Source organism: Pseudorhizobium flavum, from assembly GCF_044142885.1.
Lineage (GTDB): Bacteria > Pseudomonadota > Alphaproteobacteria > Rhizobiales > Rhizobiaceae > Neorhizobium > Neorhizobium flavum.
On sequence record NZ_JBIOKZ010000014.1, the window covers coordinates 39,645 to 66,493 of the forward strand.

General features: G+C 61.8%; 30 protein-coding genes and 1 tRNA gene. 17 read left to right on the forward strand and 14 right to left on the reverse strand.

Features of this window, described 5'->3' with window-relative positions; translation table 11 throughout:
• Positions 1-3 precede the first annotated feature (3 nt).
• Both ACEPP2_RS19490 and ACEPP2_RS19495 read left to right on the forward strand, forming a co-directional pair.
• On the forward strand, positions 4-1,209 hold the full coding sequence (locus tag ACEPP2_RS19490) for an AI-2E family transporter (RefSeq protein WP_395517650.1): 1,206 nt from the start codon (positions 4-6) through the stop codon (positions 1,207-1,209).
• 31 nt (positions 1,210-1,240) lie between these two features.
• Positions 1,241-1,645 (forward strand): hypothetical protein, encoded by a 405-nt coding sequence (locus ACEPP2_RS19495; RefSeq protein ID WP_395517651.1) that lies wholly within the window; start codon positions 1,241-1,243, stop codon positions 1,643-1,645.
• Between the two features lie 5 nt (positions 1,646-1,650).
• Here the strand turns inward: ACEPP2_RS19495 and ACEPP2_RS19500 are convergent, their stop codons facing one another.
• The 3 genes from ACEPP2_RS19500 to ACEPP2_RS19510 form a co-directional block, all read right to left on the reverse strand.
• Positions 1,651-2,778: a DUF2336 domain-containing protein gene (locus tag ACEPP2_RS19500; protein WP_395517652.1), complete on the reverse strand. Its 1,128-nt coding sequence runs from the start codon at positions 2,776-2,778 to the stop codon at positions 1,651-1,653.
• Between the two features lie 109 nt (positions 2,779-2,887).
• The gene (locus ACEPP2_RS19505) at positions 2,888-3,496 is read right to left on the reverse strand and encodes a flavin reductase family protein (protein WP_395517653.1); all 609 of its coding nucleotides are present in this window, start codon (positions 3,494-3,496) and stop codon (positions 2,888-2,890) included.
• A complete protein-coding gene (locus ACEPP2_RS19510; RefSeq protein WP_395517654.1) occupies positions 3,496-4,080 on the reverse strand; it encodes a nitroreductase family protein in 585 nt (194 codons plus the stop codon). Before ACEPP2_RS19510 ends, ACEPP2_RS19505 begins: the two co-directional genes overlap by 1 nt.
• 108 nt (positions 4,081-4,188) lie before the next feature.
• Between ACEPP2_RS19510 and ACEPP2_RS19515 the strand changes: the two genes are divergently transcribed.
• Positions 4,189-5,178, forward strand: a complete 990-nt coding sequence (locus ACEPP2_RS19515) for a hypothetical protein (protein WP_395517655.1) — start codon at positions 4,189-4,191, stop codon at positions 5,176-5,178.
• Between the two features lie 49 nt (positions 5,179-5,227).
• Here ACEPP2_RS19515 and thrS read toward each other — a convergent pair whose 3' ends face one another.
• The 3 genes from thrS to ACEPP2_RS19530 form a co-directional block, all read right to left on the reverse strand.
• Positions 5,228-7,231 (reverse strand): threonine--tRNA ligase, encoded by a 2,004-nt coding sequence (gene thrS, locus ACEPP2_RS19520; RefSeq protein ID WP_395517656.1) that lies wholly within the window; start codon positions 7,229-7,231, stop codon positions 5,228-5,230.
• Between the two features lie 127 nt (positions 7,232-7,358).
• Positions 7,359-7,709 (reverse strand): membrane protein insertion efficiency factor YidD, encoded by a 351-nt coding sequence (yidD, locus tag ACEPP2_RS19525; RefSeq protein ID WP_395517673.1) that lies wholly within the window; start codon positions 7,707-7,709, stop codon positions 7,359-7,361.
• A 1-nt stretch (position 7,710) separates the two neighbouring features.
• A complete protein-coding gene (locus ACEPP2_RS19530; RefSeq protein WP_395517657.1) occupies positions 7,711-8,157 on the reverse strand; it encodes an iron-sulfur cluster assembly scaffold protein in 447 nt (148 codons plus the stop codon).
• A 267-nt stretch (positions 8,158-8,424) separates the two neighbouring features.
• Between ACEPP2_RS19530 and folE the strand changes: the two genes are divergently transcribed.
• From folE to ACEPP2_RS19545, 3 genes are all read left to right on the forward strand, one after another.
• Positions 8,425-9,039, forward strand: a complete 615-nt coding sequence (gene folE / locus ACEPP2_RS19535) for a GTP cyclohydrolase I FolE (protein WP_395517658.1) — start codon at positions 8,425-8,427, stop codon at positions 9,037-9,039.
• Between the two features lie 7 nt (positions 9,040-9,046).
• Positions 9,047-9,508: a phosphoribosyl-AMP cyclohydrolase gene (hisI, locus tag ACEPP2_RS19540; protein ID WP_395517659.1), complete on the forward strand. Its 462-nt coding sequence runs from the start codon at positions 9,047-9,049 to the stop codon at positions 9,506-9,508.
• A gap of 102 nt (positions 9,509-9,610) precedes the next feature.
• Positions 9,611-10,564, forward strand: a complete 954-nt coding sequence (locus ACEPP2_RS19545) for a patatin-like phospholipase family protein (protein ID WP_395517660.1) — start codon at positions 9,611-9,613, stop codon at positions 10,562-10,564.
• Between the two features lie 16 nt (positions 10,565-10,580).
• On the opposite strand, the gene ACEPP2_RS19550 is transcribed toward ACEPP2_RS19545, so the two are convergent.
• Both ACEPP2_RS19550 and ACEPP2_RS19555 read right to left on the reverse strand, forming a co-directional pair.
• Positions 10,581-11,015, reverse strand: a complete 435-nt coding sequence (locus ACEPP2_RS19550) for a CBS domain-containing protein (RefSeq protein WP_152340194.1) — start codon at positions 11,013-11,015, stop codon at positions 10,581-10,583.
• A gap of 115 nt (positions 11,016-11,130) precedes the next feature.
• Positions 11,131-11,868, reverse strand: a complete 738-nt coding sequence (locus ACEPP2_RS19555) for a rhomboid family intramembrane serine protease (RefSeq protein ID WP_395517661.1) — start codon at positions 11,866-11,868, stop codon at positions 11,131-11,133.
• A 169-nt stretch (positions 11,869-12,037) separates the two neighbouring features.
• On the opposite strand from ACEPP2_RS19555, the gene ACEPP2_RS19560 reads away from it, so the two are divergent.
• The 4 genes from ACEPP2_RS19560 (at position 12,038) to ACEPP2_RS19575 (ending at position 15,913) form a co-directional block, all read left to right on the forward strand.
• A complete protein-coding gene (locus ACEPP2_RS19560) occupies positions 12,038-12,649 on the forward strand; it encodes a PilZ domain-containing protein (protein ID WP_395517662.1) in 612 nt (203 codons plus the stop codon).
• A gap of 511 nt (positions 12,650-13,160) precedes the next feature.
• Positions 13,161-13,766: a transglutaminase-like cysteine peptidase gene (locus ACEPP2_RS19565; protein WP_152340197.1), complete on the forward strand. Its 606-nt coding sequence runs from the start codon at positions 13,161-13,163 to the stop codon at positions 13,764-13,766.
• Positions 13,767-14,078: 312 nt separating this feature from the next.
• On the forward strand, positions 14,079-15,539 hold the full coding sequence (locus ACEPP2_RS19570) for a serine hydrolase (protein WP_395517663.1): 1,461 nt from the start codon (positions 14,079-14,081) through the stop codon (positions 15,537-15,539).
• A gap of 107 nt (positions 15,540-15,646) precedes the next feature.
• Positions 15,647-15,913, forward strand: a complete 267-nt coding sequence (locus tag ACEPP2_RS19575; protein ID WP_052638342.1) for a hypothetical protein — start codon at positions 15,647-15,649, stop codon at positions 15,911-15,913.
• Between the two features lie 7 nt (positions 15,914-15,920).
• Here ACEPP2_RS19575 and ACEPP2_RS19580 read toward each other — a convergent pair whose 3' ends face one another.
• Positions 15,921-16,358: a DUF1489 family protein gene (locus ACEPP2_RS19580; protein ID WP_395517664.1), complete on the reverse strand. Its 438-nt coding sequence runs from the start codon at positions 16,356-16,358 to the stop codon at positions 15,921-15,923.
• Positions 16,359-16,423: 65 nt separating this feature from the next.
• Positions 16,424-17,824, reverse strand: a complete 1,401-nt coding sequence (locus ACEPP2_RS19585; RefSeq protein ID WP_395517665.1) for an L-serine ammonia-lyase — start codon at positions 17,822-17,824, stop codon at positions 16,424-16,426.
• A 566-nt stretch (positions 17,825-18,390) separates the two neighbouring features.
• Here ACEPP2_RS19585 and ACEPP2_RS19590 point away from each other — a divergent pair.
• Positions 18,391-19,089 carry a DUF599 domain-containing protein gene (locus ACEPP2_RS19590; protein WP_077546018.1) on the forward strand — a complete coding sequence of 233 codons (699 nt, stop codon included), beginning with the start codon at positions 18,391-18,393 and terminating at the stop codon, positions 19,087-19,089.
• Positions 19,090-19,113: 24 nt separating this feature from the next.
• The gene (locus ACEPP2_RS19595; protein ID WP_395517666.1) at positions 19,114-20,094 is read left to right on the forward strand and encodes a heparan-alpha-glucosaminide N-acetyltransferase; all 981 of its coding nucleotides are present in this window, start codon (positions 19,114-19,116) and stop codon (positions 20,092-20,094) included.
• Between the two features lie 2 nt (positions 20,095-20,096).
• Here ACEPP2_RS19595 and ACEPP2_RS19600 read toward each other — a convergent pair whose 3' ends face one another.
• Together ACEPP2_RS19600 and mgtE are read right to left on the reverse strand one after the other, a co-directional pair.
• The gene (locus ACEPP2_RS19600; protein ID WP_052638337.1) at positions 20,097-20,489 is read right to left on the reverse strand and encodes a MerR family transcriptional regulator; all 393 of its coding nucleotides are present in this window, start codon (positions 20,487-20,489) and stop codon (positions 20,097-20,099) included.
• 57 nt (positions 20,490-20,546) lie between these two features.
• Complete coding sequence (gene mgtE, locus ACEPP2_RS19605; RefSeq protein WP_077546020.1) at positions 20,547-21,965, reverse strand: magnesium transporter; 1,419 nt, start codon at positions 21,963-21,965, stop codon at positions 20,547-20,549.
• Positions 21,966-22,157: 192 nt separating this feature from the next.
• On the opposite strand from mgtE, the gene ACEPP2_RS19610 reads away from it, so the two are divergent.
• Both ACEPP2_RS19610 and ACEPP2_RS19615 read left to right on the forward strand, forming a co-directional pair.
• Complete coding sequence (locus ACEPP2_RS19610) at positions 22,158-22,655, forward strand: peptide deformylase (protein ID WP_395517667.1); 498 nt, start codon at positions 22,158-22,160, stop codon at positions 22,653-22,655.
• Positions 22,656-22,717: 62 nt separating this feature from the next.
• The gene (locus tag ACEPP2_RS19615; RefSeq protein ID WP_395517668.1) at positions 22,718-23,215 is read left to right on the forward strand and encodes a BON domain-containing protein; all 498 of its coding nucleotides are present in this window, start codon (positions 22,718-22,720) and stop codon (positions 23,213-23,215) included.
• Here the strand turns inward: ACEPP2_RS19615 and ACEPP2_RS19620 are convergent, their stop codons facing one another.
• The gene (locus ACEPP2_RS19620; protein ID WP_395517669.1) at positions 23,216-23,644 is read right to left on the reverse strand and encodes an OsmC family protein; all 429 of its coding nucleotides are present in this window, start codon (positions 23,642-23,644) and stop codon (positions 23,216-23,218) included.
• Between the two features lie 68 nt (positions 23,645-23,712).
• A tRNA-Leu gene (locus tag ACEPP2_RS19625) sits at positions 23,713-23,797 on the reverse strand.
• A 189-nt stretch (positions 23,798-23,986) separates the two neighbouring features.
• Here ACEPP2_RS19625 and lipB point away from each other — a divergent pair.
• From lipB to ACEPP2_RS19640, 3 genes are all read left to right on the forward strand, one after another.
• On the forward strand, positions 23,987-24,703 hold the full coding sequence (lipB, locus tag ACEPP2_RS19630; protein ID WP_395517670.1) for a lipoyl(octanoyl) transferase LipB: 717 nt from the start codon (positions 23,987-23,989) through the stop codon (positions 24,701-24,703).
• 200 nt (positions 24,704-24,903) lie between these two features.
• Positions 24,904-25,611, forward strand: coding sequence for a hypothetical protein (locus ACEPP2_RS19635; RefSeq protein ID WP_395517671.1), 708 nt, complete (start codon positions 24,904-24,906; stop codon positions 25,609-25,611).
• A gap of 104 nt (positions 25,612-25,715) precedes the next feature.
• On the forward strand, positions 25,716-26,843 hold the full coding sequence (locus ACEPP2_RS19640; protein WP_281976337.1) for an S-(hydroxymethyl)glutathione dehydrogenase/class III alcohol dehydrogenase: 1,128 nt from the start codon (positions 25,716-25,718) through the stop codon (positions 26,841-26,843).
• The last annotated feature ends 6 nt before the right edge of the window (positions 26,844-26,849 follow it).

The following is a 26,849-nucleotide window of genomic DNA, read 5'->3' on the forward strand; positions in this document are numbered from 1 at the left end:
CCGGTGAGCAGACCCCCACAATTACAGGATGGACCTCGTTGGCTGGGACCGGTGGCCCACAGCCGCTCGGCCCTGATCCCGCCGATTTCGGCCGCTCGCTGGCTTCTGGTCCTCATCGTGATCGCGGGGATCTATTTCTTCCACGGCTTTCTTGTACCGGTCCTCGCGGCGCTGGTCATCGGCTTTGCCAGCTGGCCGCTTTACCGCAAGTTGCTGCAGAACATCGGCGGCAACACGACCATCGGCGCCACCCTCGCCATCATCTTCATCATTGCCTTCCTCGTTGTACCGATCGGCATCGCGATCTCCTATACGATCGGGGAAGTGCGGGACTGGGTGGGCTGGGTTCTCCAGGTCAACAATCAGGGCGCAGAGGTGCCCGCCTGGATAGCGGCTCTTCCGGGTGTGGGTGACTGGCTGACGCAGCAGTGGGACCGGCATGTCGGTTCGCCGGGAGCGATCGGAGAACTGATCCAGATCGTCAGTGGTGCAAATATCGGCAACATCTACCGGGCCGTCATCGCGGCTGGTGACGGTGCCTTCCACCTGCTCCTGACACTGCTGTTCATGTTGATCGCTCTCTTCTTCGTCTACCGTGACGGCGCATCCTTCAGCAGGCAGATCGATCTTCTCGGGGAGCGCATCCTGCCGACGCGCTGGGAGCGGATTTCTCGTGTCGTGCCGGCAACGATCAGCTCGACCGTGACAGGCATGACACTCATCGCCATCGGCGAGGGCATCGTCCTCGGCATTGCCTACTGGATCGCTGGCGTCCCCTCGCCGGTCACCCTCGGCGTACTAACAGGGATCATGGCCCTCATCCCCGGCGGCGCGCCCCTGTCCTTCACGCTTGTCTCCGTCTACCTCGTAGCAAGCGGCTCGTATTTCGCGGGGATCGGGCTCTTCGTCTGGGGCTCGGTTGAACTCTTCATCGTCGACAAGACGATCCGTCCTCGGCTGGTCGGGGGGCCGATCAAGCTTCCCTTTCTTCCGACATTTTTTGGCCTCGTCGGCGGCGTGAAGACGATGGGCTTCCTCGGGCTGTTCATCGGACCGGTGCTCATGGCCCTGATCGTATCGATCTGGCGGGAATGGATCCGCGAAGTGAAGCTTGTGGATCCCGCGGAAGGCGACGAGGACTTGGTGACTGATAGCAGCGTTCCCTTCGACCCGGAGGTGGCTCCGATCCGGACCGTCTCGTCACCATGAGCCGCCACAGCGTCGTTGACAGGAAATCAACATGAACGCCGCCATCATCGTGCTGACCATCCTCGGCTGTGACGACAGCGCGACAGAGTGCCACTATGTCTCCACCTCGGAGAAACGATGGCCGACCATCGAGCTGTGCACCGCGGATTCGGAGGAGGAACTGGCAAGTCACGCCAATGTTGCCTATCCGATGGTAATCGCGGTTTGCCAGAGACCGGGTGAGAACGAGGTCGCGGCAACGCCCCCAGACAAGTCCAATACTCAACATCCTGAAACCGATCTGACGCAGGAAGCCAAGTCTGACCTCGCATCGAGGGCTATCGAGCGCGTACGTGCCGTGTTGCCAACCACGGAGGGCGTGCGCACCTTGATGCGGCAGCCCATCCGCCTCGTCGAGGAAAGCTATTCCTGGGTCGCAAAGAAGCTTCGGGACTGAACTCGTCAGGCCGCTAGCGCGGTCTCCTGCGCGTAGGAACGAGCCGCCGCACGCAGTTCTGAGCGCTGAAGCCTGTCGACGATGTCCAGCAGGTCAGCGACCACCGGCGACCTTGCCCGCAGTTGGCGGCACTCCGAAAGCAGTGCCCCGCATATGCCAGCGCCGGTTTCCATGATGCCCGCCTGACGCCAGAGGAGCGTTCCGGCCACGAAGACAGCCGCCACGTCCCGGTGAAGACCCCCCGCCTGGAACATGGCACGGACAGCCGGAGCCCGACCGCTCGCCAGCAGAGCTCTCACGCGCGGCTCGTCCAGCCCCGAAAGCGCTGCCATGGCTTCCGACAGGAAGTCTGCCTTGCCGGTGCAGAGCGCATTGATGAGAAGCGCAGGCGTAAGCGCTCCCGATGAGCGCATGTGCTCGACCAGCGCCGGCAGTTCGAATCGGGAGGCGGATCCGGCGATCGCCAATGTCGCCGTCTCGGTTGCCTCCAGCGTCAGGCGCTCCAGTCGGGAACCGGTTAGCAGGTTGGAGACCAGGCTCGACTCGGCAAGTGCCTCGCCAACTTTCGACACCAGCCGTTGGCGAACCTCGGGAGCGAGGTCGGCGCGATCGAGCAACAGTTTTCTCACCTCACCGTCGTGACCGAATCGATCCGCGATCCGTGCCAGGCATCCGCGAGACAGCGCAGCGTCTGCATTCTCGAGGAGAAGGACAATCTCGCCCACCTCCCCGACCTCCACAAGGGCAGCCGAGACAACTCGGGAGAGGCCGGACCGGGTTGCAATGAGCCCCCGGGTCAGGCCGTCCCCCCGCCCCACCAGATCAACCAGATCGGCATCCTGGAAGACGGGGGACTGGGCGATCACCGTGCAAGCGATCTCTGGCTGGTCCTCGGCAAGGGCAAGGATGATAGGCCGAGGTGCGCCGGGATTTGTGGCCAGCGCCCGGGCGAGACCGAGGCGCACCTGCGGCGCCGGATCATCGAGGAGATGAGACATGGCAAGCAACGCCGCATGCTGCTGATCCGACTGAAGACGCGACGCTAAATAGGCTCGCGCCAACGCATTGGCGGCCCTGGCCCTGTCACACGCGGCCGCTGTTTCGAGCCATCGAAGAAATGCCTGAATAATCACTACCAACCCCGGCTGACGGGAAGCGCCTGCCGCGCATCACCGAATGACCGAACGGTAGCCGGTAAATATTTATGATTGGTTCACCATACGGATTAACGCCTGCACGATCCTAGGAGGCACTAGGGCGGGTCATCTGGAATACGTCCGCGCCGCCGTCGCAATAGTCGTGGTAGCCCATTCGGGCGATCGGCCGCATGATGCTCATGTCGATGCGACCGTCGCGGATGATCTCTTCACGGATGTGGATACCAACGACCTGACCGAACACCATGTAAGCGTCTGCATGACCGCCCTCTATGGTTCGAGGCTGGATGATCTCGGTCACCCTGCACTCGAGTGCCGTGTAGGCTTCCTCGACGTATGGAGCATCGATCAGGCAGCCCATTTTCGGCGACAGCCCCGCGATCTCGAATTCGTCCCTTCCGTAAGGGACGGAGACCGACGATGCATTCACCTGCTCCGCGAGATGACGGCTCGCAAGGCTTGCAGTAAACACCCCTGTCTCCTCGGCATTGCGAAGGCTGTCCTTCCTCCCACTCGACGAGAACATTACGATCTTCGGCGTGTCGGAAACGATGTTGAAGAAGGAGTAGGGCGAAAGGTTGAGCGAACCATCCCTCCCTTTCGTACCGATCCAACCAATCGGCCTTGGTGCGACGATCGCCTTGAATGGGTCATGCCGCAGGCCGTGGGCGTTGGTGTCGGTCGCATAGAACATCAGGATTCGCCTTCGCCCGCATATGTGACGATGCTATCGAGGTCCGGCCGTGGACGGTCCGGAACAGGAAAATTACTCGAACCAATATGGATGAAGCCCGCAACACGTTCTCCCTGCTTCACCCCGAGCGCGGCAAGGGCATGATCGTCATAGGCGATCCACTCCGTGCGCCAGTTGGCTACATATCCGTGGGCATTGGCGGCCATTAGCATGTTCAGGCAAAGGGCACCGGCGGACAGCACCTGCTCCCATTCCGGGATTTTCGCATGGGGTGCGGCTGTGCTGACGACCCCGACCACGACTGGAGCCCGCAGGAACCGGTATCGCTCGGCGTCACGTGCCGCTTCCTCCAGTTCACCGGACTGCTTCTGGAGGGAAAGGAAGACTTCTCCAAGCCTAACCCTCTCATCACCGCGGTAGACGATGAAGCGCCACGGCGCCAGTTTTCCATGATCGGGGACGCGTGATGCGAAAGCGAGAATCGATTCCAGTTCAGAGGTGGACGGACCCGGTTCGCCGATCTGCGCGACCGGGGTGGAGTGGCGGTTGCGCAGGTAGTCCACAAGCTTGATGTCAGTTTGCATACTTGAGTCGTCCTTGGGGAACAGTCATGGTAGGAAGGTCTTGAAATTGCCTCAGGATTGGTCTTGAAGTGAGGCTTAGCACCAGAAGAGTCAACCGGTTCACGATCAATGACAGGCATTTCCATCGCGGCCCGTTATGCCATGGCCGGCGCCATGTTCCTCATGCCGGTCACGGGCGCCTCCGCGGAGGAAGCCTTCCAGACGTTCAAGCAGCTCAGCAGCACTTCGAAAATGCCGAAGCTCAGCGCGTTCTCCGCCACGGGCGGCGGACTGGCGACTGCTACGGCGAAAGACGTAGCTTTCCGTGCCAAGTTGGTCAACAGCGAGGAGATGCTGAAGGAAGGCCTGACCTGGCGTGTCTTCAGCCCGATCTCGGGCGAGGACGGAAAGCTGCCTCTCGTCGCGAGTTCCGAGGGGGGAGACGCCTCGTTCCAGCTCCTGCCCGGAGACTATTTCGTCAACGTCGCGTTCGGACGCGCCGGGGTTACCAAGAAGCTCACCGTGCCGACGGATGGCGACGTCGAACCACAGGTTCTCGTGCTGGACGCCGGCGGTGTCGTTCTTGACGCGGTCTCGGATTCCGATGCCCCCGTGCCCGCCAATCGTCTCAGATTCTCGATCTACTCATCCGAAGTTCGCGAGGACGGCGAGCGCGGACTGGTCATGGCCGATGTCCGCCCCGATACGATCGTCCGCCTCAATGCCGGCACCTATCACGTCGTTTCCGAGTACGGCGACATCAACGCGGTCGTTCGCGCCGATATTCAGGTCGAAGCCGGCAAGCTACTCGAGGCAACCTTGCAGCACCGCGCCGCCGAGATCACCCTGAAGCTCGTTTCCCAGCCGGGTGGCGAGGCGATCGCCGACACTGCGTGGTCGGTGCTCACGGCGGCCGGTGACATCGTCAACGAAAGCGTCAGCGCCTTCTCCACAATGGTACTCGCGGAAGGCGATTACCTGGCAATCGCCCGTAACAAGGACAGGATCTATCAGCGGGCCTTCAGCGTGAAGGCCGCCGAGAACGTGGATGTCGAGGTCCTGATGAAGGAGCAGCCCGCTGAAATGGGGCTGCTCAATGATACCGAACTGCGGAACTGACCACGGCCCGAAATTCCGCCCGCCCCTTTCGAGGCGGGCGCATATCTGTTCAGGCAGCAGACTTGCGGGCCTTCGCCTTGCGAAGAAGGTCTGGCGGCGTGGCTTCCAGAGCGAGCGCGCCCACCGCCTCACCGAGCGACATGGACGTCTGTGCTTGCGACCCCAGCCGGCGGATATTGACCGAGCGTTCTTCGGCCTCCTTCTTGCCGCAGACGATGATCACCGGCACCTTGGTGACCGAGTGCTCGCGGATCTTGTAGTTGATCTTCTCGTTGCGGAAATCGGTCTCGACCGCCATGCCAGCCTCGCGAAGGGCGTCAGCCACTTCGCGACCGTAATCGTCGGCATCGGAGGTGATCGTCGCGACAACGACCTGCACCGGCGCGAACCAGAGCGGCATGTGACCAGCAAAATTCTCGATCAGGATGCCGAGGAAGCGCTCCATGGAGCCGCAGATCGCCCGGTGGATCATCACCGGCTGACGCTTCTCCGAGTTCTGGTCGATATAGAAGGCCCCAAAGCGCTCGGGCAGATTGAAGTCGACCTGAGTGGTGCCGCACTGCCACTCGCGGCCGATCGCATCCTTCAGCGTGTACTCGAACTTCGGCCCGTAGAAAGCGCCCTCGCCCGGCAGGATACCGGTCTTGATGCGGCCGCCGGACTGCGCTTCGATCGTCTTCAGGACCTCCATCATCACCGATTCGGCGCGATCCCAAAGATCGTCCGAGCCGACACGCTTGTCCGGTCGGGTGGAGAGCTTGACGACGATCTCCTTGAAGCCGAAATCCTCGTAGACGGACAGGATGAGGTCGTTGATGCGCAGGCACTCGGCCGCCATCTGCTCATCGGTGCAGAAGACATGCGCATCGTCCTGGGTAAAGGCGCGCACGCGCATCAGACCGTGTAGCGCGCCGGAGGGCTCGTAGCGGTGCACAAGACCGAATTCGGCAAGGCGGATAGGCAGTTCCCGATAAGACTTCAGACCGTGCTTGAAGATCTGGACATGGCCCGGGCAGTTCATCGGCTTCAGCGCGAACACACGATCATCCGCCTCCGGGTCATCCGGGTTAGTCAGCGAATGGGCGGATTTCACCGCGAACATGTTTTCCTGGTACCAGCCCCAGTGGCCGGAGGTCTCCCAAAGGGACGTGTCCAGCACCTGCGGCGCATTGACCTCCTCATAGGCACCGGCAAGCCGGCGGCGCATATAGGCCACCAGCGTCTGGAACATCCGCCAGCCTTTGCCGTGCCAGAAGACGACGCCTGGACCTTCCTCCTGGAAATGGAAAAGATCCATCTCCCGGCCCAGCTTGCGATGGTCGCGCTTTTCCGCCTCGGCCAGGACATGAAGGTACTGATCGAGTTCCTCCTGCGTCGCCCAGGCAGTGCCATAGATGCGGGTCAGCATCGGATTATTGGAATCGCCCCGCCAATAGGCGCCGGCCACCTTCATCAGCTTGAAGGCAGTACCGATCTGTCCGGTCGAAGCCATGTGCGGTCCACGGCAGAGGTCGAACCAGTCGCCCTGGTAGTAGATCTTGACGTCCTGGTCTTCCGGAATGGCGTCTACCAGCTCGACCTTGTAGTCCTCGCCCTTGGAAGCGAAGACCTCCTTTGCCTTGTTTCGCGGCCAGACTTCCTTTGTGAATGGCTTGTTGCGGGCGATGATCTCCTTCATCTTCGCCTCGATCCTGGGCAGGTCCTCCGGCGTGAACGGCGTATCGCGGGCGAAATCGTAGTAGAATCCGTTCTCGATGACCGGGCCGATCGTTACCTGCGTCGATGGCCAGAGTTCCTGCACGGCCTCTGCCATCACGTGCGCGGTATCGTGGCGGATCAGCTCCAGCGCACGAGGATCGGTGCGGGTGACGATCTCGATCGCACCGTCGGTGACGGGATCGGAGAGATCGCACAGCATACCGTCAATGGTGACCGCGACGGCCTTCTTGACCAACGACTTCGAGATGGATTCCGCGACGTCGCGACCCGTCGTACCGGCATCAAACGCGCGGACGGAGCCATCGGGGAAAGTAAGGGAAACGGTTTGGGACATGACTGCTCCTGGATCCAGTCCCGCCAACGAATGCGGGTGGTGGTGAATGATCGGCGCTGATCTTGCGCTGCCGAGTGCGAACGGGCCGGTTGATAGTGCTTTTCCCGTACCTATTCAAGCGCGGCCGTCACGGGTGAGGACGCCAATATCGCCAGGGTAGCCACCATTGCTGACGTTGCTGGAGCGTCTCCGGCACCGGGTCCAGGCCGGACGTGCCGCCCGGCCCGCAGCGACCGACCCGGAACAGCGTCATCCAGCCGCCGGCCCACAGCCCGTGGCGCCCAATTGCCTCGTAGCCGTACTCGGAACAGGTGGGAATATGGCGGCAGGAGTTCCCGATGAAGCCCGAGAGCGTCAGCTGATAAAGTCGGATGAGCCCCATTCCCGCCAGCCGGCCCGGGGTCCTGCGAAACGGACCCTGCCAGTTGCGGGACCGCCCGACGCGCAGAGAATGCCTGCAGCCGGGTTCGTCGCACATGTCACGCGGACACTGTTTGAGGCGTCTTGGCGTCGATCTGGTCAAGCGCGTCGACCACCGCATCGAATGTCAGCATGGTCGAGGCATGCCGCGCCTTGTAATCCTTCACAGGCTTAAGGTAGCGCATGTCCTCGAACCGTCCCGATGGCCCTTCGCCATCCGCCTTCAGCATGGCCAGCATGTCTTCGCGCGCCTGGCGGATTTCGACAGGCGTGGCCCCAACGACCTGGCTACCCATCACCGAAGAGGATGCCTGACCAAGTGCGCAGGCACGGACCTCATGGGCAAAGTCGGTGACGACGCCGTCGCTCAGCTTCAGGTAGACGCGTACGCGTGAACCACAGAGCTTCGAGTGCTTCTCCGACGTGGCATCGGCATCCTCAAGCCGGCCGGCACGCGGGATGTTGCCTGCCAGTTCAAGGATCTTGCTATTGTAGATATCGTCCATTTGCAGATCGATCCCGCTGCGTTTCCTGGAGCGCATCCGGCTCGCGCGGCTCCGCTGATGTCAGTTTTATGATGTCATCATTATATGTGACGAACGCCTGCAGGTATCAAGAAAGCGATGCTTTCTCGCCAAATGCTGGAAAATGAGACCATAATATCTTGTAAATGAAGCGCCAAGGCGTCAATTACCCGGTTTGAAGCGACCATCCGCCTCTCGCTGCGGCGGATGACGACATGGGGGCTCGATGAACGCTCCCGGGAGACAGCAATGGATGCAGTTGTGAAGAACTTCCCGGCCTCCGGCCAGACCGATAGCGCCCCGACGCAGGAACAGGCCGAGGAGGCCGTTCGCGTGCTGCTTCGCTGGGTCGGCGAGAACCCGGAGCGGGAAGGCCTGCTGGATACCCCCAAACGTGTCGCCGCTGCCTATCGCGAACTCTTCTCCGGCTACTCTCTCTCCGCCGATGAGGTTCTCGGGCGCACCTTCGAGGAAGTCTCGGGCTATGGCGATGCGGTGCTGGTGCGCGACATTCCCTTCTTCTCCCATTGCGAGCACCACATGTTGCCCATCAGCGGAAAGGCCCATGTCGCCTATCTGCCCAATGGCCGCGTCCTGGGGCTTTCGAAGATCGCCCGCGTCGTCGACATCTTCGGCCGTCGCCTGCAGACCCAGGAGAACCTGACGGCACAGATTGCAGCTGCCATCGAAAAGACGCTCCGCCCACGCGGCGTTGCAGTGATGATCGAGGCGGAGCACATGTGCATGGCCATGCGGGGCGTGCAGAAGCAGGGCTCGACGACGCTCACCACGACGTTTACCGGCGAGTACAGGGACAACGCCGCCGAACAGGCCCGCTTCCTCACGCTCGTTCGCAACCGCTGAGCCACATATGATTCGCGAATTCCCCGAACCCTCTTCCGACAAGGCGGAGCAGGAAGGCGCTGGCCCCCTGGCACCCGCCTTCGATGCCAATGGCCTTGTTACCGCGGTCGTGACCGATGCTGCCGACGGCGAGCTTCTGATGGTCGCCCACATGAACGCCGAGGCGCTGGCACTGACCATCGACACGGGTATTGCCCACTATTATAGCCGATCCCGCCGGAATATCTGGAAGAAGGGTGAAACCTCCGGAAACCTGCAGACCGTGCATGAGATCCGCACGGACTGCGACCAGGATGCCATCTGGCTGAAGGTTTCGGTGGCCGGACATGATGCCACATGTCACACTGGTCGACGCTCCTGCTTCTATCGTGTCGTGGAGAAACAGGGGGATGAGGGCGTCCTCAGGATTGCCGACGATCACCGGCACTTCGACCCCGCCCAAGTCTACAAACCGGATGGAACTAAGTAGCGGCGCGTCGCATTCTGTAACAGGCGGGCGCACACCTACACCATTTCGCAACTAGTCTGTGCTTTCCTGGGTGTCGGGAAATCGTTCAGCCTGGAGGTGCCGATGCTGAACTGGAGTTGGAATCGCAGTGATCACGCAGTAACGCCTGCAGATCCCTCTTCCGCACGTCCCTCAGAACCACCGACAGCGATCGATGTTCCGAAGAAGGCGAAACTGGCCCTTGCGCTCGGTGGCGGGGCGGCCCGCGGCTGGGCACATATCGGCGTTCTGCGCGCCCTTGACGAGGCGGGCATCGAAGTCGGCATGGTCGCCGGCACATCCATTGGTGCACTGGTGGGCGGATGCTACCTCGCCGGCAAGCTCGATGAGTTGGAGAGTTTTGCACGCTCGCTGACCATGCGCCGACTTGCCGGACTCCTCGACCTTACCATCGGGGGTAGCGGTCTGCTCGGTGGGATGCGCTTGACCAAACGCATGCAGGAGCATCTCGAAGGACTGTCCATCGAAGAACTGGATCGTCCGTTCGTGGCCGTCGCAACGGAACTCCACACAGGCCATGAGGTCTGGATCGGCAACGGCTCGCTGATCACGGCGCTGCGAGCCTCCTACGCACTGCCCGGCATCTTTGAACCGGTGACCTGCAACAACCGGACATTGGTGGACGGCGCTCTGGTAAACCCGGTTCCGACATCGGTCTGCCGCGCCTACGAGCAGCCGCTCGTCGTGGCGGTAAACCTCAACTACGACATCTTCGGGCGATCCGCCGTCGTGAAGCACAGCGCCAGCTTCCAGACGGTTGAACAGCCCCGGACCAAGGTGAAGGAACATCACCTCGGCCTTCCGGGCGTCATGGTACAGGCATTCAACATCATCCAGGAGCGCATCTCGCGCGCAAGGCTCGCCGGCGATCCGCCTGATCTTGCCCTGCACCCGCGTCTCAGCGACATCGGCCTGTCCGAATTTCATCGGGCCGGCGAGGCGATCGATCGCGGCTACATGGAGACGATGAACCAGATCGCTGCGCTGCAACGGATGCAGGAAGTGTTCGCGCGGTAAAGCAACCGCACCGCGGTCAACCTGCGATATAGGCCTTGATCTCTTCCGCCTCCATTTCCACCTCGCGGATGCGCGACTTCACGACGTCGCCGATGGAGATGATACCGTTAAGCCGGCCGCCGTCTTCTACCGGCACGTGACGGAACCGGCCGCTGCTCATCATCTCCATCAGCGCGTTGACCGTCGTTTCCTCCCGGCATGTCTGCACATTCACAGTCATCACGGAGGAGACGGGCTGATCGAGGATCGCCGCACCCTTCTCGGCCAGTGCGCGCACCATATCGCGCTCGGTGAAGATACCGGCAATGCGCCCGTCGACGCCCGTCACGACAAGCGCGCCGATCTTTCTTTCGTGAAGAATTCCCGCAACCTGCAGAAGCGACTTATCCGGGCTGACTGTGACGACATCTCGCCCCTTGGCGTCCAGCATGTTCTTGACGACGATGGCCATGGCTTTCTCCTCGCATACCAGTGCACGCGGGTAGCGCCCTCCCCCATCAGAGCGATATCCGTCCACAGATGGTGCCCTTACATGAGAGGGATTGCAATATACCGGTGCAGCAGCATCAATGGCGGGCGGACGGAAGCGGGTCGAAGAGCGCGAACAACAGGTACCCGAAGAGGAAGCCGCCGATATGCGCGTCCCAGGCGATCTGGCTCGCGCCTTGCCCCACCAGCGGCAGACCAATTGCGATCAGCATGTTGCCGGCGAACCATATTCCCACAAAGACGGCGACCGTCCGGTTTCGCAACGCGCCCAGGACCGACTGCCGTGGATAGAGATGTCCATAGGTGCGGTTGAAGCCGCCACGGACGGGAAAGGCGAAGCGACATGCCGCCCCCATCAGGGCGGAAACCACACCTGACGCTCCGATCAGCACCGTTTGCGCGCCCCAATGGAGGGCCGCATGGAAGAATGCGGCAGCAGCAGCGGAGAGCACCCAAAAGACCAGGTATCTCACCGCGCCGATCCGGCGCACCAAAGGGGCTCCGAAGGCTGTCAGCCACAGGATGTTGAAGGCGAGGTGCTCGATGCTCCCGTGGAGCAGCGAATAGGTCACAGGCGTGGTAAACCACTCCGGCCCCTGCTCGGCCAGCGGATAGACATACCGCAACGGAGTAAAGGCCATGTAGAACATGAAGGCCCCAACCGCCTCCTCGTTCAAGAGGAATGCCTCCATGAGATAGAGCGCCACGAGCAGCAGGATCGTCAGCACGAGGGTGCGCGGCAGGTTAAAAACGGGCTGGCGCTCTGGCCGGTATTCCGCGTCGCCGTTGTCGTCCACCTGGTTCTGCCGATCCATCTACCTATCCTTCCTGCGCCATCAGTCAGTCATATAGGCGAAGCCGACCCGAGAAGCGAAGCGGTAGTCGGGAACAATCGCTATTGCACGCAATGGCAACCCGCGAAAACACGCAATCTTAACCCCCCGGGTGCTATGCATGGGCAACCTGCGCACAGGAAAACCCGCAATGTATTCACAGCAGACACCTCACAACGTGGGCCAGAGACAGCCGCCCCCAGCGCGTGCGTTTCAGCGTGTCACGGTCAATGTCGAGGGCAGACTTATGCTGGCGGACCATGAGGAATACCCCTGCACGGCGACCGAGATGTCGCCCGGAGACGTCGAATTCTCCTGCTTCGGCCGCCCAAGGATCAACGAGCGGGTGATCGCTTACCTCGACCACCTGGGGCGGATCGAAGGGGTGGTGAATGAGGTCGGGACCAACGGCTTCTCGGTGGTCATCAATGCAACCGACCGCAAGCGCGAGAAACTTGCGGCACAGTTGACGTGGATCGCCAACAAGCATGAGCTGGGCCTTCCCGAGGATCGTCGCCACGACCGTCTCACGCCCAGGAAGTCCGCGACCGAGCTCTTCCTCGAGGATGGAACCCGCTACAGCTGCCGCCTCATGGACCTTTCGTTGTCCGGCGCGGCGATCGATGTCGAGATCCGCCCGCCGCTCGGGACGCCAGTGCGCCTCGGAAGCGTGCGCGGACGCGTGGTGCGGCATTTCATGGAAGGTGTCGCGATCGAGTTCGCCAGTGTGCAATCACGGGAGTCTCTGCGCGAGTTCCTTTGATCTTCGTCTCAGTATGCAGGACCAGACGGCGGCCGTGGGCCGCCGTTTCTGTTTCAGCTTCACGGACTCACCTGCGCCGAAATGGAACAGGCTCGGGTTGCATAGCGCTGAATTGCGAAAAAAATCCATGGAGATGGATAGAAGTGGTGCCGCCTTCCGGCTCCGCTGCGAGCCAACGAAGCAGCTACTCTCCCCGTTCGACCCGCAGCACCGGTCGAGTCTCGGACACTTGCTCCATTGTCATAGCTGATCGCCGTTAACCCTTTGCTCGCCCGAGGATCCGGTACACGGCTGCGGGGTGACCAGCAGCCTCCTCCGGGCGTTACCTGTGTCGGGACAATTTGAATCAACAGATCGACAAATTCACAGCAAGTTTTCATCGGATTTGAGTCGAGTTCAGTTCGAATTCGCCGCAACATTGAATCGATTACTGTATTGATTTTACTACGTAATTTTTCGTGCACTCAACATGCTTGTGCCATCTTGATCCTCACCACGGGGAGACAAGATCATGACCGGCAGAAAACTCAGTGTCGCCATCGCCACCGCTCTTTTCGCGTTGATCGCAGCACCGACTTCATTTGCCATGCCACTTGGCATGCAGGTTATCGGCAAGGCCAATCCGCCTATCGGCCATTACGAGTTCTGCCGCGTCTATGCCAGCGAATGCGGGCCAGCATCGCACGACCCCGGCCCAATGACCCTCACGCAGGACAGGTGGCGGACGATGCTCGACATCAACTATACCGTCAACACGGCAATCCAGCCCCTGACCGACCAGGAGATCTATGGCGTCGAAGAGCGCTGGGCCTATCCGCGCAGCGTCGGCGATTGCGAGGATTTCGTCCTGCTCAAGCGAAAGATGCTGATGGCGAAGGGATTTGACCCGTCCGACCTGCTGATCACCGTCGTCTTGCAGCCGAACGGCGAAGGGCACGCCGTCCTCACGGTCCGCACCGACCGCGGCGACTTCGTGCTCGACAACATGCGCAACACCGTCCTTCTCTGGTCGGATACCGAGTACACATTCCTGAAGCGACAGGCCGCCGATCATGCGGGCCGCTGGGTAAAGCTGCAGGACGGGCGCGCGACCGCCGTATCGAGCGTGTCCCGATAATCGAACCGATCCTTCCCTTCCCAGAGCGCCACCCGTACCAGCGGGTTGGCGCTCTTCTCGTTCCACGACCTATGCCGCGTCAGGCTCGCTACCCCAATCTGCATGATCAGGAGCAAATAGCGCCGCGGCATCATATTCATGCCGTCATTACCGGATTTTTACGAATGGACGACGGGGCCGAGCCGGGGCAATCACTAAAATGCAATTCAAACCGGGGAATTGCCGTTCACCATAAACCTCTTGGTAACGCTGCCTGTCTAGATTGACGCCAACGGTTCGTGGCGGGGGCGCGTCCGGAAGGTGAGTATTCTAATGCAAGCAATGAGCGCGACAGTGTTGAAAGCAGACTTTTCGATCCTTCTCCCCAATCGGCCTGCGAATATTCTCAACCTTTTGCTTGGCCTTGCCCTCACCCTCACCTTCCTCGTGGGGGCTCCGTCCCGCGATGCGCAGGCCGCGCCGAAATATGCGGGCATCGTGGTCGACGCCAACACGGGCAAGGTCCTCTATAGCGACGACCCTGATGGCCTTCGCTACCCCGCGTCGCTCACCAAGATGATGACCCTCTACCTGACCTTCGAGGCGCTCGAAGCTGGTCGCATCCGCCTCGATTCCAAGGTGCCGATGTCGAAGAAGGCAGCTGCGGAGCCGCCCTCCAAGCTTGGCGTCGGCGCTGGCAACAGCCTCACCGTCGAGCAGGCCATCAAGGCACTGGTCACGCGCTCTGCCAACGATGTCGCCACCGCGCTCGGCGAATTCCTTGGGGGATCGGAATCGCGTTTCGCCCAGATCATGACGAACAAGGCGCGCGCCCTTGGTATGACCAGGACCACCTATCGCAACGCCCACGGCCTGCCCAACACCGCGCAGATGACCACCGCGCGGGACCAGGCGCGATTGGGCATGGCTCTCCGTCAGCACTTCCCGCAGTATTACGGCTACTTCTCCACACGCAGCTTCAAGTTCGGCAAGCAGACGATCGGCAATCACAACCGCCTGCTCGGTTCGGTCGAAGGCGTCGATGGCATCAAGACCGGCTACATCCGGGCCTCGGGCTTCAACCTGGTTACCTCGTTGCAGAAGGACGGTCGCTCGATTGTTGCCGTCGTGATCGGCGGGCGTACAGGCGCTAGCCGCGATGCGCAGATGCGCAAGCTCGTTGGGCAGTACCTTCCAAAGGCATCTCGCGGTGGCAAGGGCGCCCTGATTGCCCAGGCCCCCTCTGCCCCGGTTGGTGATGTCATCGCCGCAGCCGATCGCCTTGCGGCTTTCGATCTCCCGAGCAGTGGGCCGGTACCGCAGGCGCGCTACGAGGAGCAGCAGGTGGCCTCGGCCTACTCGCCTCCCTCCTCTGCAAAACGCGGCGGCGATGCCATGCGCGCCATTGCCAATGTCGCCACGCCTACGCCGGCTCCGGAATATCTTCCGCCTGAAGACGTCGCCGTTACCGAGCAAGGCGACACCTCCGGCGAGGTCGATGTCGTAACCACCGCTTCGACCAAGGCTGCAGTTCCAGCCGATACGGTTTCGGGCTGGGTGATCCAGGTCGGCGTCTCGCCTGACGCTGGCATGGCATCGGAACTCCTGCAGAAAGCGCAGGACAAGGGCGGAAAGGTATTGCGTTCCGCCAAACCCTTCACCGTTGCCGTCAATGCGAACGGTCAGAACCTTTATCGCGCTCGCTTCGCCGGCTTCGAGAACCAGACCGCGGCCGTGAATACCTGCAAAGCGCTGAAGAAGCAGGGCGTCAACTGCTGGGCCTCGCAACAGTAACCGCGAAGGCCTGGACACCAAGAAGTTAACCGGCGCCGCGTGTTATCAGCGCCGGTGGGGGAGTATCCCCTCCGTAAACCTCGATTTGTAACGTGTACGAGGCAGAAATGGCAGCTTACGAGAACATCGCCAACTCCCCCTTCGCTCCGGGGGAAAAGCGGATGAAGGGCCTGGCGCTGCATCCGCTTCACGAGGCCGCAATGCGTCTGGCGGGGGCCGGACTGAGCAAGTCGAAGGACCGCACGCGCGATCTTGTGGCACTATTGCTGAGCCATGGAGCTCGTGCGTTGCGTCACTCCCAGCCGGAAGTGGGCATCCACCTCCACGTAGGCCCCTATTCGGGGCGCCTGCCCGTCCGGCTTCGCCTGCGCTAAAGTAGGTTCAAAGCAGCCCGAGGTCCGCGAGCTCGCGTCGTAGATCCTCCGGCATCGCCGTCATCCCCTCGCCCAGGCTGCCGAGGTCACGCGGCGCTTCATCCACCTTGAGGTAGCGCCAACCCTGGAATGGGCGTTTCGGCTGGGGCGCCGTTTCCACGACCTCCGGTCCCAGAACTAGTTCGCATCGCTGGATGCCGTCCGAACCGGTGACGCAGCGAAGGTCGAGGAGCGGCTGGCGCGCCATGACCTGCCCCTTGATGACCCAGTAGAGGGAGCCGCCGTCGAGCAGTTCATCCCTTCGCTTCGGGACCATCCGCGTCGTGTGGACCGAATGAGGTTCGAGCCCGGCCGAAATGGCCATCAGGGCTCGTTCGCTCACCCAGTCCCTCAGGTCCTGTAACGAGTCCGCACCGACGCAGAGCTTGATCATGTGGAGTGCCATGTCGTTCTTCAAATCCTAAAGCCGGCACAGGTCAAGCACGCAGGAGGCTTTGATCCTTTCGGAGCTCAGCATTCCACCACATTCACGGCCAGGCCGCCGGTGGAAGTCTCCTTGTACTTCTCGCTCATGTCATTGCCGGTCTGCCGCATCGTCTCGATGCAAGCGTCGAGCGGCACGAAATGCGTCCCATCGCCCTTGATTGCCAGTGAGGCGGCAGTTACCGCCTTGACGGCGCCCAGCGCATTGCGCTCGATGCACGGGACCTGGACGAGGCCTGCGATCGGATCGCAGGTCATGCCAAGGTGGTGCTCCAAGGCGATCTCGGCTGCATTTTCGATCTGCTCGGGCGACCCACCCATCACCGCCGCCAGCCCTGCCGCCGCCATGGCCGCGGCGGAACCGACCTCTCCCTGACAGCCGACTTCGGCGCCGGAGATGGAGGCATTGTGCTTGATTATGCCGCCAATGGCCGCCGCCGTCAGCAGGAACTCATGAATGTCTTCGCGCGTCGTTCCGTCATGGAACTGAAGAAAGTACCGGATCGAGGCCGGGATAACCCCCGCCGCGCCGTTCGTCGGTGCCGTCACCACGCGTCCGCCGGCTGCATTCTCCTCGTTCACCGCCATCGCGTAGACGCTCAGCCAGTCGTTCGCCAGCAAGGGGTTGGGCCGATTGCTCCGCCATTCCTCATTGAGCCTGTCGTGGATGGCACGTGCTCTCCGACGCACATTCAAGCCGCCCGGCATCACGCCGTCGACCTTCAGGCCCCGGTCGATGCACCCGTTCATCGCTTCCCAGATCGCATCGAGCCCCGAATCAAGTTCGCCGCGCGAGCGGGTGACCTCTTCATTGGCTCTCTTCATCTGCGCGATGCTCATGCCGGAGCCCTGGGCCATCTGCAGCATTTCCCGAGCCGTCGCGAAGGGATAGGGCACGGAGGGTCCGGATTGCTCGTTCTTTGCCGCCCGCATCCTTTGCAGTTCGGTGTCCGTCACGACGAACCCGCCACCGATCGAATAGTAGATGCGCCTGACGAGTACCCGACCATCGGCATCGAACGCCGAGAAGGCCATCCCGTTGGCATGGCCGGGCAAGGTCTGCTTGCGATCGAAGACGAGATCATCCTTCGGCTGGAAGGCATAGGTGGGATGGCCAGGGGGCGTCACTGCGCCAGAGCGCTCGACCTCGGCTATGATCTCGTCCATGCGGTCCGGATCAACCCGGTGCGGCTCCTCCCCAGTCAGACCGAGGATAACCGCCCTGCCGGTGCCGTGTCCGACGCCGGTATAGGCCAGCGATCCGTGCAAGCTGACCTTGATGGCCGCAACCCGCGCTGCGGATGGACGGGGCCAGTCGTCCGACAGGAGAAGCTCAAGGAAGCGGTGAGCGGCGGACATTGGGCCCATCGTGTGAGAGCTCGACGGCCCGATCCCGATCTTGAAGACGTCGAAGACAGAAAGGAACATGCTTCACCTGATGCCGGCAATGATGCTGAGCCACGAGATGGCTGGCCCGATATAGCAGCAACCGGAGACCACTTGCCAGCCAGGTCGCATCTGGGGGAGGTGAAAACGAAAAGAGCGCGGTACGAATACCGCGCTCTTCTCTCAAACTCACTGTTCTTGTGGGGTCGGAAACGTCAGATCGTGCCGAAGAGATAGGCGAGCGCCATAATCCCCGCAAATCCCGCAAGCGCCTTGATAGTGACGCCCCAGCAGGACTTCTGAACGGTATCTTCCATGATGACTCCGGTAAGATGGACACTTTTCTAGCGCGGCGCTGCGAAAGCGCTGCGATGGTGAATGGTATATTAATTTGGGACCGGGGCCGCAACCCGAAAAAATGGCGGAAGCAAGGCAAACCTACAACCCTGCCATTCGCGAGGCGCATGCCTTCGGACATGCCGCCTGGATATAGGATCAAGATAGGCCTGCGTCAGCCTCCTTTCGGCCGCAAGGGTTAACGTCTCCCGCCTCTTGCCCCCCAGCCACTGCTGGAGCATATCGGTCCGAGGGACGCAGCAGGAAACCACATGACGATCGCTGACTATCTGGCTCTTGGCCTCTTCCTTTTTCTCTGGCTGGGCTATTCCTGGATCAGTGCGGGCTCGGGTACGCGCTATCTTCCCCGCACCAGCCTGAATCAGGCGATGGCCGACCGGCGCCGCGAGTGGATCTACAACTCGCTCCAGCGTGACTTGAAGATGATCGACACGCAGATCATGGCGGGGCTCCAAAACGGCACTGCCTTTTTTGCCTCGACATCGATCTTTGCAATCGGCGGCTGCTTCGCGCTGCTCGGCGCGACGGACCAGGTGGATGCGGTGTTCCGCGAACTGCCCTTCGTGGCCTATGGTGGCCGCACCGTCTTCGAACTCAAGGTAACCGGCCTCACGGCGATGTTCGGCTTCGCCTTCTTCAAGTTCGGCTGGTCTTATCGCCTCTTCAACTACTGCACCATTCTCTTCGGGGCGCTGCCGATGATGGATGAGACCGCCAGGGATCTGCAACACGCTCGCCGGGTTGCGGATCAGGTGGTTCGCATGAACACGATCGCGGCGAAGCACTTCAATTCTGGCCTGCGGACGATTTTCCTGTCGATCGGCTATCTTGGTTGGTTCGTAGGGCCCTATATGTTCATGCTCACCACGGTGTTCGTCATCTTCGTGCTGACGCGACGCCAGTTCTTTTCAGAGGCACGGCGAGCCATCATGGACTCCCAGACTCCATAGCCGCCGCGACGAGAAAGAGCCGTCTTGACCCTTGCCGAGAACACGCCGCGGTTCCGACCGCGCATCACACTGATCGATACGTTACGCGGCGCCGCCCTCGTCGCGATGGCCTCCTATCACTTCACCTGGGACCTCGAGTTCTTCGGCTATGTCGGGCCAGGGACGGCCACGAGCGGCTGGTGGAAGCTCTATGCGCGATCCATCGCCAGCACGTTTCTGTTCTTGGCCGGAGTCAGCCTCGTCCTGGCCCACTATCCGACTATCCGCTGGAACTCCTTCTGGAAGCGGTTCGGCATGGTCGCCGGCGCTGCCGCCGCAATCAGTATCGCGACGTTTTTTGCCACGCCGAATGAGTGGATATTCTTCGGCATCCTGCACTGTATCGCCCTTGGAAGCCTGATCGGCCTGGCGTTCCTCAGGGCGCCTCCGCTGCTGACCGCCGGTGTAGCGGGGCTGATCGTGCTCGCGCTCATCATCGACAGTCAGATGCCCGGGACGGTGCGCTCCAGCCTGTTCGACCCAAGATTCCTGGCGTGGACAGGGTTGAGCGCGACCCCTCCCCGTTCCAATGATCTCGTGCCGCTGTTTCCGTGGCTCGCCGCCCTGCTTTCAGGCATGGCCGTGGCGCGGATTGCGATGACGTGGAGCTGGCTCGAGCCGTTGAGCAGGGTGCAGACGCGGCCCAATCTTCTGTCCCTGGCGGGTCGCCACAGCCTTCTGGTCTACCTCGTCCACCAACCGGTGCTGATCGCGATCGTCTATCTGTTCTCGATCATCAATCCGCCTGCGCCAGTCGATCCCGTCCAGGCCTATCAAGCAAGCTGCGAGCGTGGATGTGTGTCAGAAGGAAATGATCCGGGATTGTGCGCCCGGTTCTGCACCTGCACCAGGGACGCGCTCGTGGCGCAATCGCTGCTCGAACCTGTCCAGAGCGGCAGCATCATTGCTCAGGGTGACGAGCGTGTGCAGGCGATTGCGCAGGAATGCGCCATTCGCAGCCAGTAGGATCAGGTACTGACGCCGATTTCGGCGAGGCGCGTCAGGCAGGCCTCCTCGGCATTGTCCAGTTCCTCGAGCGTCTCGTCGATGTCCTTGCGCTTCTGGCGAAGTTCGTCGCGCTTCTCGTCGATGCGCTTCATCATCAGCTTCAACTGCCCAAGCTCGCCGGGCGGCTCCTTGTAGACCTTGATGATCTCGCGGATCTCATTGATCGTGAAACCGATCCTGCGGCCCCGCAGGATCTCCTGGAGGAGGCGTCGGTCCGCCGCACGGAACAGGCGCGTCCGTCCCCGTCGCTCGGGATGTAAGAGCCCCTCGTCTTCGTAGAACCGGAGCGTGCGGGTGGAGACGCCAAATTCCCGCGTCAGTTCGGTGATCGAATAATATTTGTTCACGGTCATGTCCTGTTCCTGACCGCGAGATTATTTGACTTTTACGTAACAGTCAATTTTGCCCCGTCAAACCGCCGCGAACCACCAGGTCGCAAGACCGAGGAAGGCGAAGAAACCGATCACGTCCGTGACGGCGGTGACAAACACCGCCGAGGACACGGCCGGGTCTGCGCCGATTCGATCAAGCACAAGGGGGATCATGATACCGGCCAGCGCTGCGGCGATCATGTTGATCAGCATGGCTGCGGCGATGATCCCGCCGATGTTGGCGTCCTGGAACCAGAGCCCCGCCACGACGCCGATCAGGAGACCGAAGAGGACACCGTTCAACAGCCCGACCCCCGCCTCGCGACGAATGATGCGCGCGGCATTGTGGATATCGATGCTCCGGGTCGCGAGCGCCCTCACCGTCACGGTCATCGTCTGGGAACCGGCATTCCCGCCCATGCCGGCGACGATCGGCATGAGGACGGCGAGCGCCACGATCTTCTCGATTGTCGCGTCGAAGATGCCGATGACCGAAGCGGCAAGGAAGGCGGTCACCAGATTGACCGCCAACCAGGGGACGCGGGAACGGGAGGTTTCGGCCAGTGAGTCGGACAACTCCTCGTCACCGACGCCCCCGAGGCGCATGAAGTCTTCCTCGGCCTCCTCCTGGATGACGTCCACGACGTCGTCGATCGTCAGCACGCCCACCAGCCGGCCATTGTCGTCGACGACGGCCGCGGAGAGAAGGTCGTATTGCTCGAAGATCTGCGCCGCCTCTTCCTGGTCCATCTCGGCCGGAATGGGATAGTTGGTTTCCCGCATGATGCTCTCGATGCGGATCTGCCGCTTCGTGCGCAGGATGCGGTCGAGATCGACGATGCCGAGCAGCTTGAACGTCGGGTCGATGACGAAGATCTGCGTGAACGACTCGGGCAGTTCGTCCTCTTCGCGCATGTAGTCGATCGTCTGCCCGACGGTCCAGAACGGCGGCACGGCAACGAACTCGGTCTGCATCCGCCGCCCGGCCGATTGCTCCGGATAGTCGAGCGCGCGCCGCAGCCTGACCCGCTCCGTGAACGGCAGTTGCGCGAGGATTTCCTCGCGATCGTCCTTGTCGAGGTCCTCGAGGATGTAGACGGCATCGTCTGAATCGAGTTCGCCGATCGCTGCTGCGATCTGTTCGTTCGGCATCTGCTCGACGATCTCGAGGCGAATGGCCTCGTCGACCTCCGTCAGAGCCGTCAGGTCGAAATCGGCGCCGAGCAACCGGACCAGAGCGAGGCGTTGTTCCGGCTGGATCGCTTCGAGGAGGTCGCCGAGCTCCGATTCGTGCAGCCGCGCCACGTGCTGGCGCAGGAAAAGGATGTCGCGGTCGGCGATTGCTGCACCGACAAGCGCAAGAAAATCGGCACGGACCGAGCCGTTTTCCGCATATATGTCGTCCGCAGGCTCTTCCGAGCGGGTGCGGGTGCGGTCTTCGTCCTCGGTATCGATCATTCGCCGCCCCTGCTTGCCTGTGCCGCCAAGAGAATGGCGGGCAGGCCATGGAAGTCAATGATGTGGTGGATCAGCGGCGAGCGCCGCTTCCTCCGTGCTAGACGAATCGCATCCCATGGTCCAGCGGGGCCGCAGGCTGTGGTTTAGTCAGGCCGGAGACAAAGGGTTAAGAACCATCCAGCGAGGCAGAATATGACCCTCCGTCCCATCCTCAGATATCCGGACCCTATGCTGTCTGCGGTGTGCGAACCGGTCGTAGATTTCGGGGCCGGTCTCCGGCAACTGGCTGAGGATCTCCTGGACACGATGCGTGCGGCACCAGGGGTTGGCATAACCGCAGCCCATGTCGGGATCCTGCAACGGGTCGCCGTTCTCGAACTGCCGGACTGGCAGGCGCCGCGGACCTATGTCAACCCAAAAATCCCCAGTTCATCCGCAGGGACCATGCGTCACGCCGAAGGCAGCGTCTCGATGCCAGGCTTCGTCGAGGAGGTGGAGCGGCCGTCGTCGATCTCGTGCCGCTACCAGGACCTAGCGGGAGACTGGCACGAGGAACAGGCCGAGGGCTTTCATGCGATCTGTCTCCAGCACGAGATCGACCAGTTGGAAGGGATCTTCTGGCTGAAGCGCCTCTCGCGCCTGAAGCGGGAGCGGTTGATCCGCAGATGGCAGAAGCAGGGTGGCCGCTGATCTCCACGAACCATTCTTCGCGCCGGGCGTTAGGTGCTCGATGAATGCGAAAGGAGATCCCGATGGCGATCAAGCGCAATGCCGACAACATTACCCGTGAAGAGGACTTCCGCGATTACGACACACGCAACATCGACGATGGCTGGCCCTATGCCGATGCTGCCGGTGCCGCAACCCGGCCGGTCGACAACGCCGCCTATGGCGATCCCAATGCCAACTTCGACCGGGAGCGCAATCGCGGCTATCACGTGGACAGCGTCGACGCGGACGGCCTGGAGGAACAGAGCCCGGACAACGTGCTGCCCGGCACTGACGGCTTCGAGCTTTCCGATGACATCGAGGAACGTGTGACGGAAGCCCTCGATGATCTCGGTGACGTGCCGATGGAGAGCATCGACGTCCATGCCGAAAACGGCGTCGTCACCATCGAGGGAGTTGTGGATGATCGCTCTATGGCCTCACGGGTCGTTCGGACAGCCCAGGCGATCAGGGGAGTAGGCCGCGTCGTCAATAATCTCCGCCTCGCCGGCGTCGACACGCACATCCCCACGGACGACTGATCAGTTCTCCTGCACCGTGACGCACATGGCGGGGCTTTGCCTCAAGGTATTGCTCACGGTGCAGATTTCCTCCGCCCGTTTCACAATCTGCGCAAGCTGGGCGGGGTCAAAATTACCTTTTACGGTGAGTTCGCAGAAGATTTCCCCAATTCGACCGGGTCCATCCTCGGCCTTATCTCCGGCCACTTGGACCGTGACCACCTCAAGCCGATCCAGAAGCCGCAACTCGCTTGCCGCAATCCGCGCGCTGATGGCAAGACAGCTCGCCAGAGACGAATAGAGAAGATCTATCGGTGTGAAACCTGGGTCGAGACCGGCCGGGGCAACGTCAATTGTCTGGCCGCCGCCGCTCGTGACAACTGGACGACCTGTTCGGCCGAGCCTAGCGGTTGCACTGGCTGCTCGCCGCTGCGGATGGAGTTCTACCATCGCCCAACCTCTCCGGTTTAGAAAACCGACTGCCTAGACAGCAAAAAACCCGCCGGAGCGGGTTTTAATGGTGCGGTCGAGAAGACTCGAACTTCCACGGGTTGCCCCACAGCGACCTCAACGCTGCGCGTCTACCAATTCCGCCACGACCGCATCGTGGTAGGCCGACTTGCGCCGGCGGGGCAGCATGTAGCAAAACGATCTGAACGGCACAAGGGCGCCGTGACAGAATTTTGAATGATTAAAATCGCTCGCCGAAATCCCTATATGCTTGGCCTTGTCGCCCCCCGGATTGCCGATGTGGCGGCGGTCTGGCAAACGGACATAGAACGAGGACCATCCATGCTCGCGCGCACCGAACTAGACCACTCCATGCATCCTCTGCCGGGCTCGCCGCCGGTGCGCTGGCGCATCTCCGATGGCCTCGTCCCTTACGAAGAAGCAGTGGCGACGATGGAAACGGAGGTGGCGGCGATTGCCGACGGCCGGGCCGACGAACTCGTCTGGCTGCTCGAGCACCCACCGCTCTATACGGCCGGCACCAGTGCCGATGCCTCCGACCTTATCGATCCCGATCGCTTGCCCGTCTTTGCTACCGGGCGGGGGGGAGAGTATACGTATCACGGTCCGGGCCAGCGGGTCGCCTATGTGATGCTGGACCTGAAACGCCGCCGTCAGGACGTGCGGGCCTATGTGGCAGCCCTGGAGGAAACCATCATCCGCACCCTCGAATCGATGAATGTCCGGGGCGAGCGGCGCGAGGACCGCGTCGGCGTCTGGGTTCGCCGGCCGGACAAGCCGCGCCTGCCCGACGGTTCAGTGACGGAAGACAAAATCGCGGCGCTCGGAATCAGACTTCGGCGCTGGGTGAGCTTTCATGGGCTGTCGCTGAACGTCGACCCGGATCTGACACACTTCTCCGGGATCGTGCCCTGCGGAATCAGCGCCTATGGCGTCACCAGCCTCGTTGATCTCGGTTTGCCTGTCATGATGACGGATGTCGACATGCGGCTGCGCGAGGCATTCGAGGATGTGTTCGGCCAGACCGCCTCGGCATAGCGACCGTTCCGACCCGACTGACATCAAGCGCGGACAGGGACCACCAGATGGTCTCCTCTCCCCACCAGTGTCTCGAATTGGTACGTCGATCAAATCGTAAGGATCACTCTCATGCGGCGTTAAGAGCGTCCGTTGGCAGTCCGTCAAGACGTGAAGCTTATTCCTTCCATCCCAGTTTCATGATGAAACGGAGATGAAAGATGAGCGACCTGCGCTTTTCTTTTCCGGCATGTGTCATCGCCGGAAAGGGTGAGATAACGCCCGACGATGTCGGGCTGATGCGCCACCACATGTGGCCTGACGGAATCACCAGTCGTTACCAGGCCAGCATGGCCCTTGCGTTGCATGACTGCTGCACGACTCACTGCCCCGAGTGGACGGACTATCTGGTCGAGGCGATCGCCGAATTCGTCGTCTGGCGCGATTCGGCCGACGGAGATGTGACGGGCGAGACCGCCGGCTGGCTGCTGGAGAAGGTTGCCTCCGCTGGCGCGGTTCGTTCGCCCGCAGGGCTGGAAATCATCCTTCACGTTCTCGACATCGCGCGTAACGTACCGGGTTTCCTCTCCGCTGCGGCACTGAACCAGCTGCGCCTCGCCCTGCTGCCGGAACCGCGCGGAGCATATGCCCCGGGGCGTTTGGACAGCCGTGGCGTGACCAAGGCTGACCTCGCCTATCTTTGGCGCATCCTGCGGAGCGCCGTTGATCGCGGCTCCATACGGCTTGCGCGCGCGGAGCAGCTGATCCTCGAACAGATAGACGTCCTGTGCGAGGCGGAGGAGAATCATCCAGGATGGCGCGATGTCATGCTGCTCACAGAGATCGCCTCCCGCTCGGACGACATCAGGGCTACGGAGTGGCTTCTGCTGGATGAAGATATCCCCGTCACGGAACACGCGGCAGCCTGAAGCCGTCCGCCCACCTATCGAGCAGATGGAACGACAGGGCTTCTCTTGAGAGATCAGCTGCCGCATGCGACAGTCCGGCGAATTCGAAAAGATGGAGAAAGACCATGGACGTTCGCGCCGCCGTTGCCGTTCAAGCCGGCCAGCCGCTGGAGATCATGACGGTTCAGCTCGAGGGGCCTCGGGCGGGCGAGGTGCTGGTGGAGGTGAAGGCGACCGGCATCTGCCATACCGACGACTTCACGCTGTCGGGCGCCGACCCCGAGGGTCTGTTCCCGGCGATCCTCGGTCATGAAGGTGCAGGCATCGTGGTCGATGTCGGCCCGGGCGTCACCTCGGTCAAGAAGGGCGACCACGTCATTCCGCTCTACACCCCCGAATGCCGCGAATGCCCCTCCTGCCTCTCGCGCAAGACGAACCTGTGCACCGCCATCCGCTCCACCCAGGGCCAGGGCGTCATGCCGGACGGCACATCGCGCTTTTCCATCAACGGCGAGAAGCTGCACCACTACATGGGCTGCTCGACCTTCGCCAACTATACGGTCCTGCCGGAGATCGCCGTCGCCAAGGTCAATCCCGACGCTCCCTTCGACAAGATCTGCTATATCGGCTGCGGCGTGACGACCGGCATCGGCGCCGTCATCAACACCGCCAAGGTGGAGATCGGTTCGACCGCGATCGTCTTCGGGCTTGGTGGCATAGGCCTGAACGTCATCCAGGGCCTGCGCCTTGCCGGCGCCGACATGATCATCGGCGTCGACCTCAACAACGACAAGAAGGAGTGGGGCGAGCGCTTCGGCATGACCCATTTCGTCAACCCGAAGGAGGTGGGCGAGGACATCGTCCCTTACCTCGTCAACATGACGAAGCGCGGCGCCGACCAGATCGGCGGTGCCGACTACACCTTTGACTGCACCGGCAATACGAAGGTCATGCGCCAGGCGCTGGAGGCCTCGCATCGCGGCTGGGGCAAGTCGGTCATCATCGGGGTGGCCGGTGCCGGCCAGGAGATCTCCACCCGACCCTTCCAGCTCGTCACCGGCCGTACCTGGATGGGCACGGCCTTCGGTGGCGCGCGCGGGCGCACCGACGTGCCGAAGATCGTCGACTGGTACATGGAGGGCAAGATCGAGATCGACCCGATGATCACCCACACCATGGGACTGGAGGACATCAACAAGGGCTTCGAGCTCATGCATGGCGGACAGAGCATCAGGAGCGTCGTCGTCTATTGATGGAGG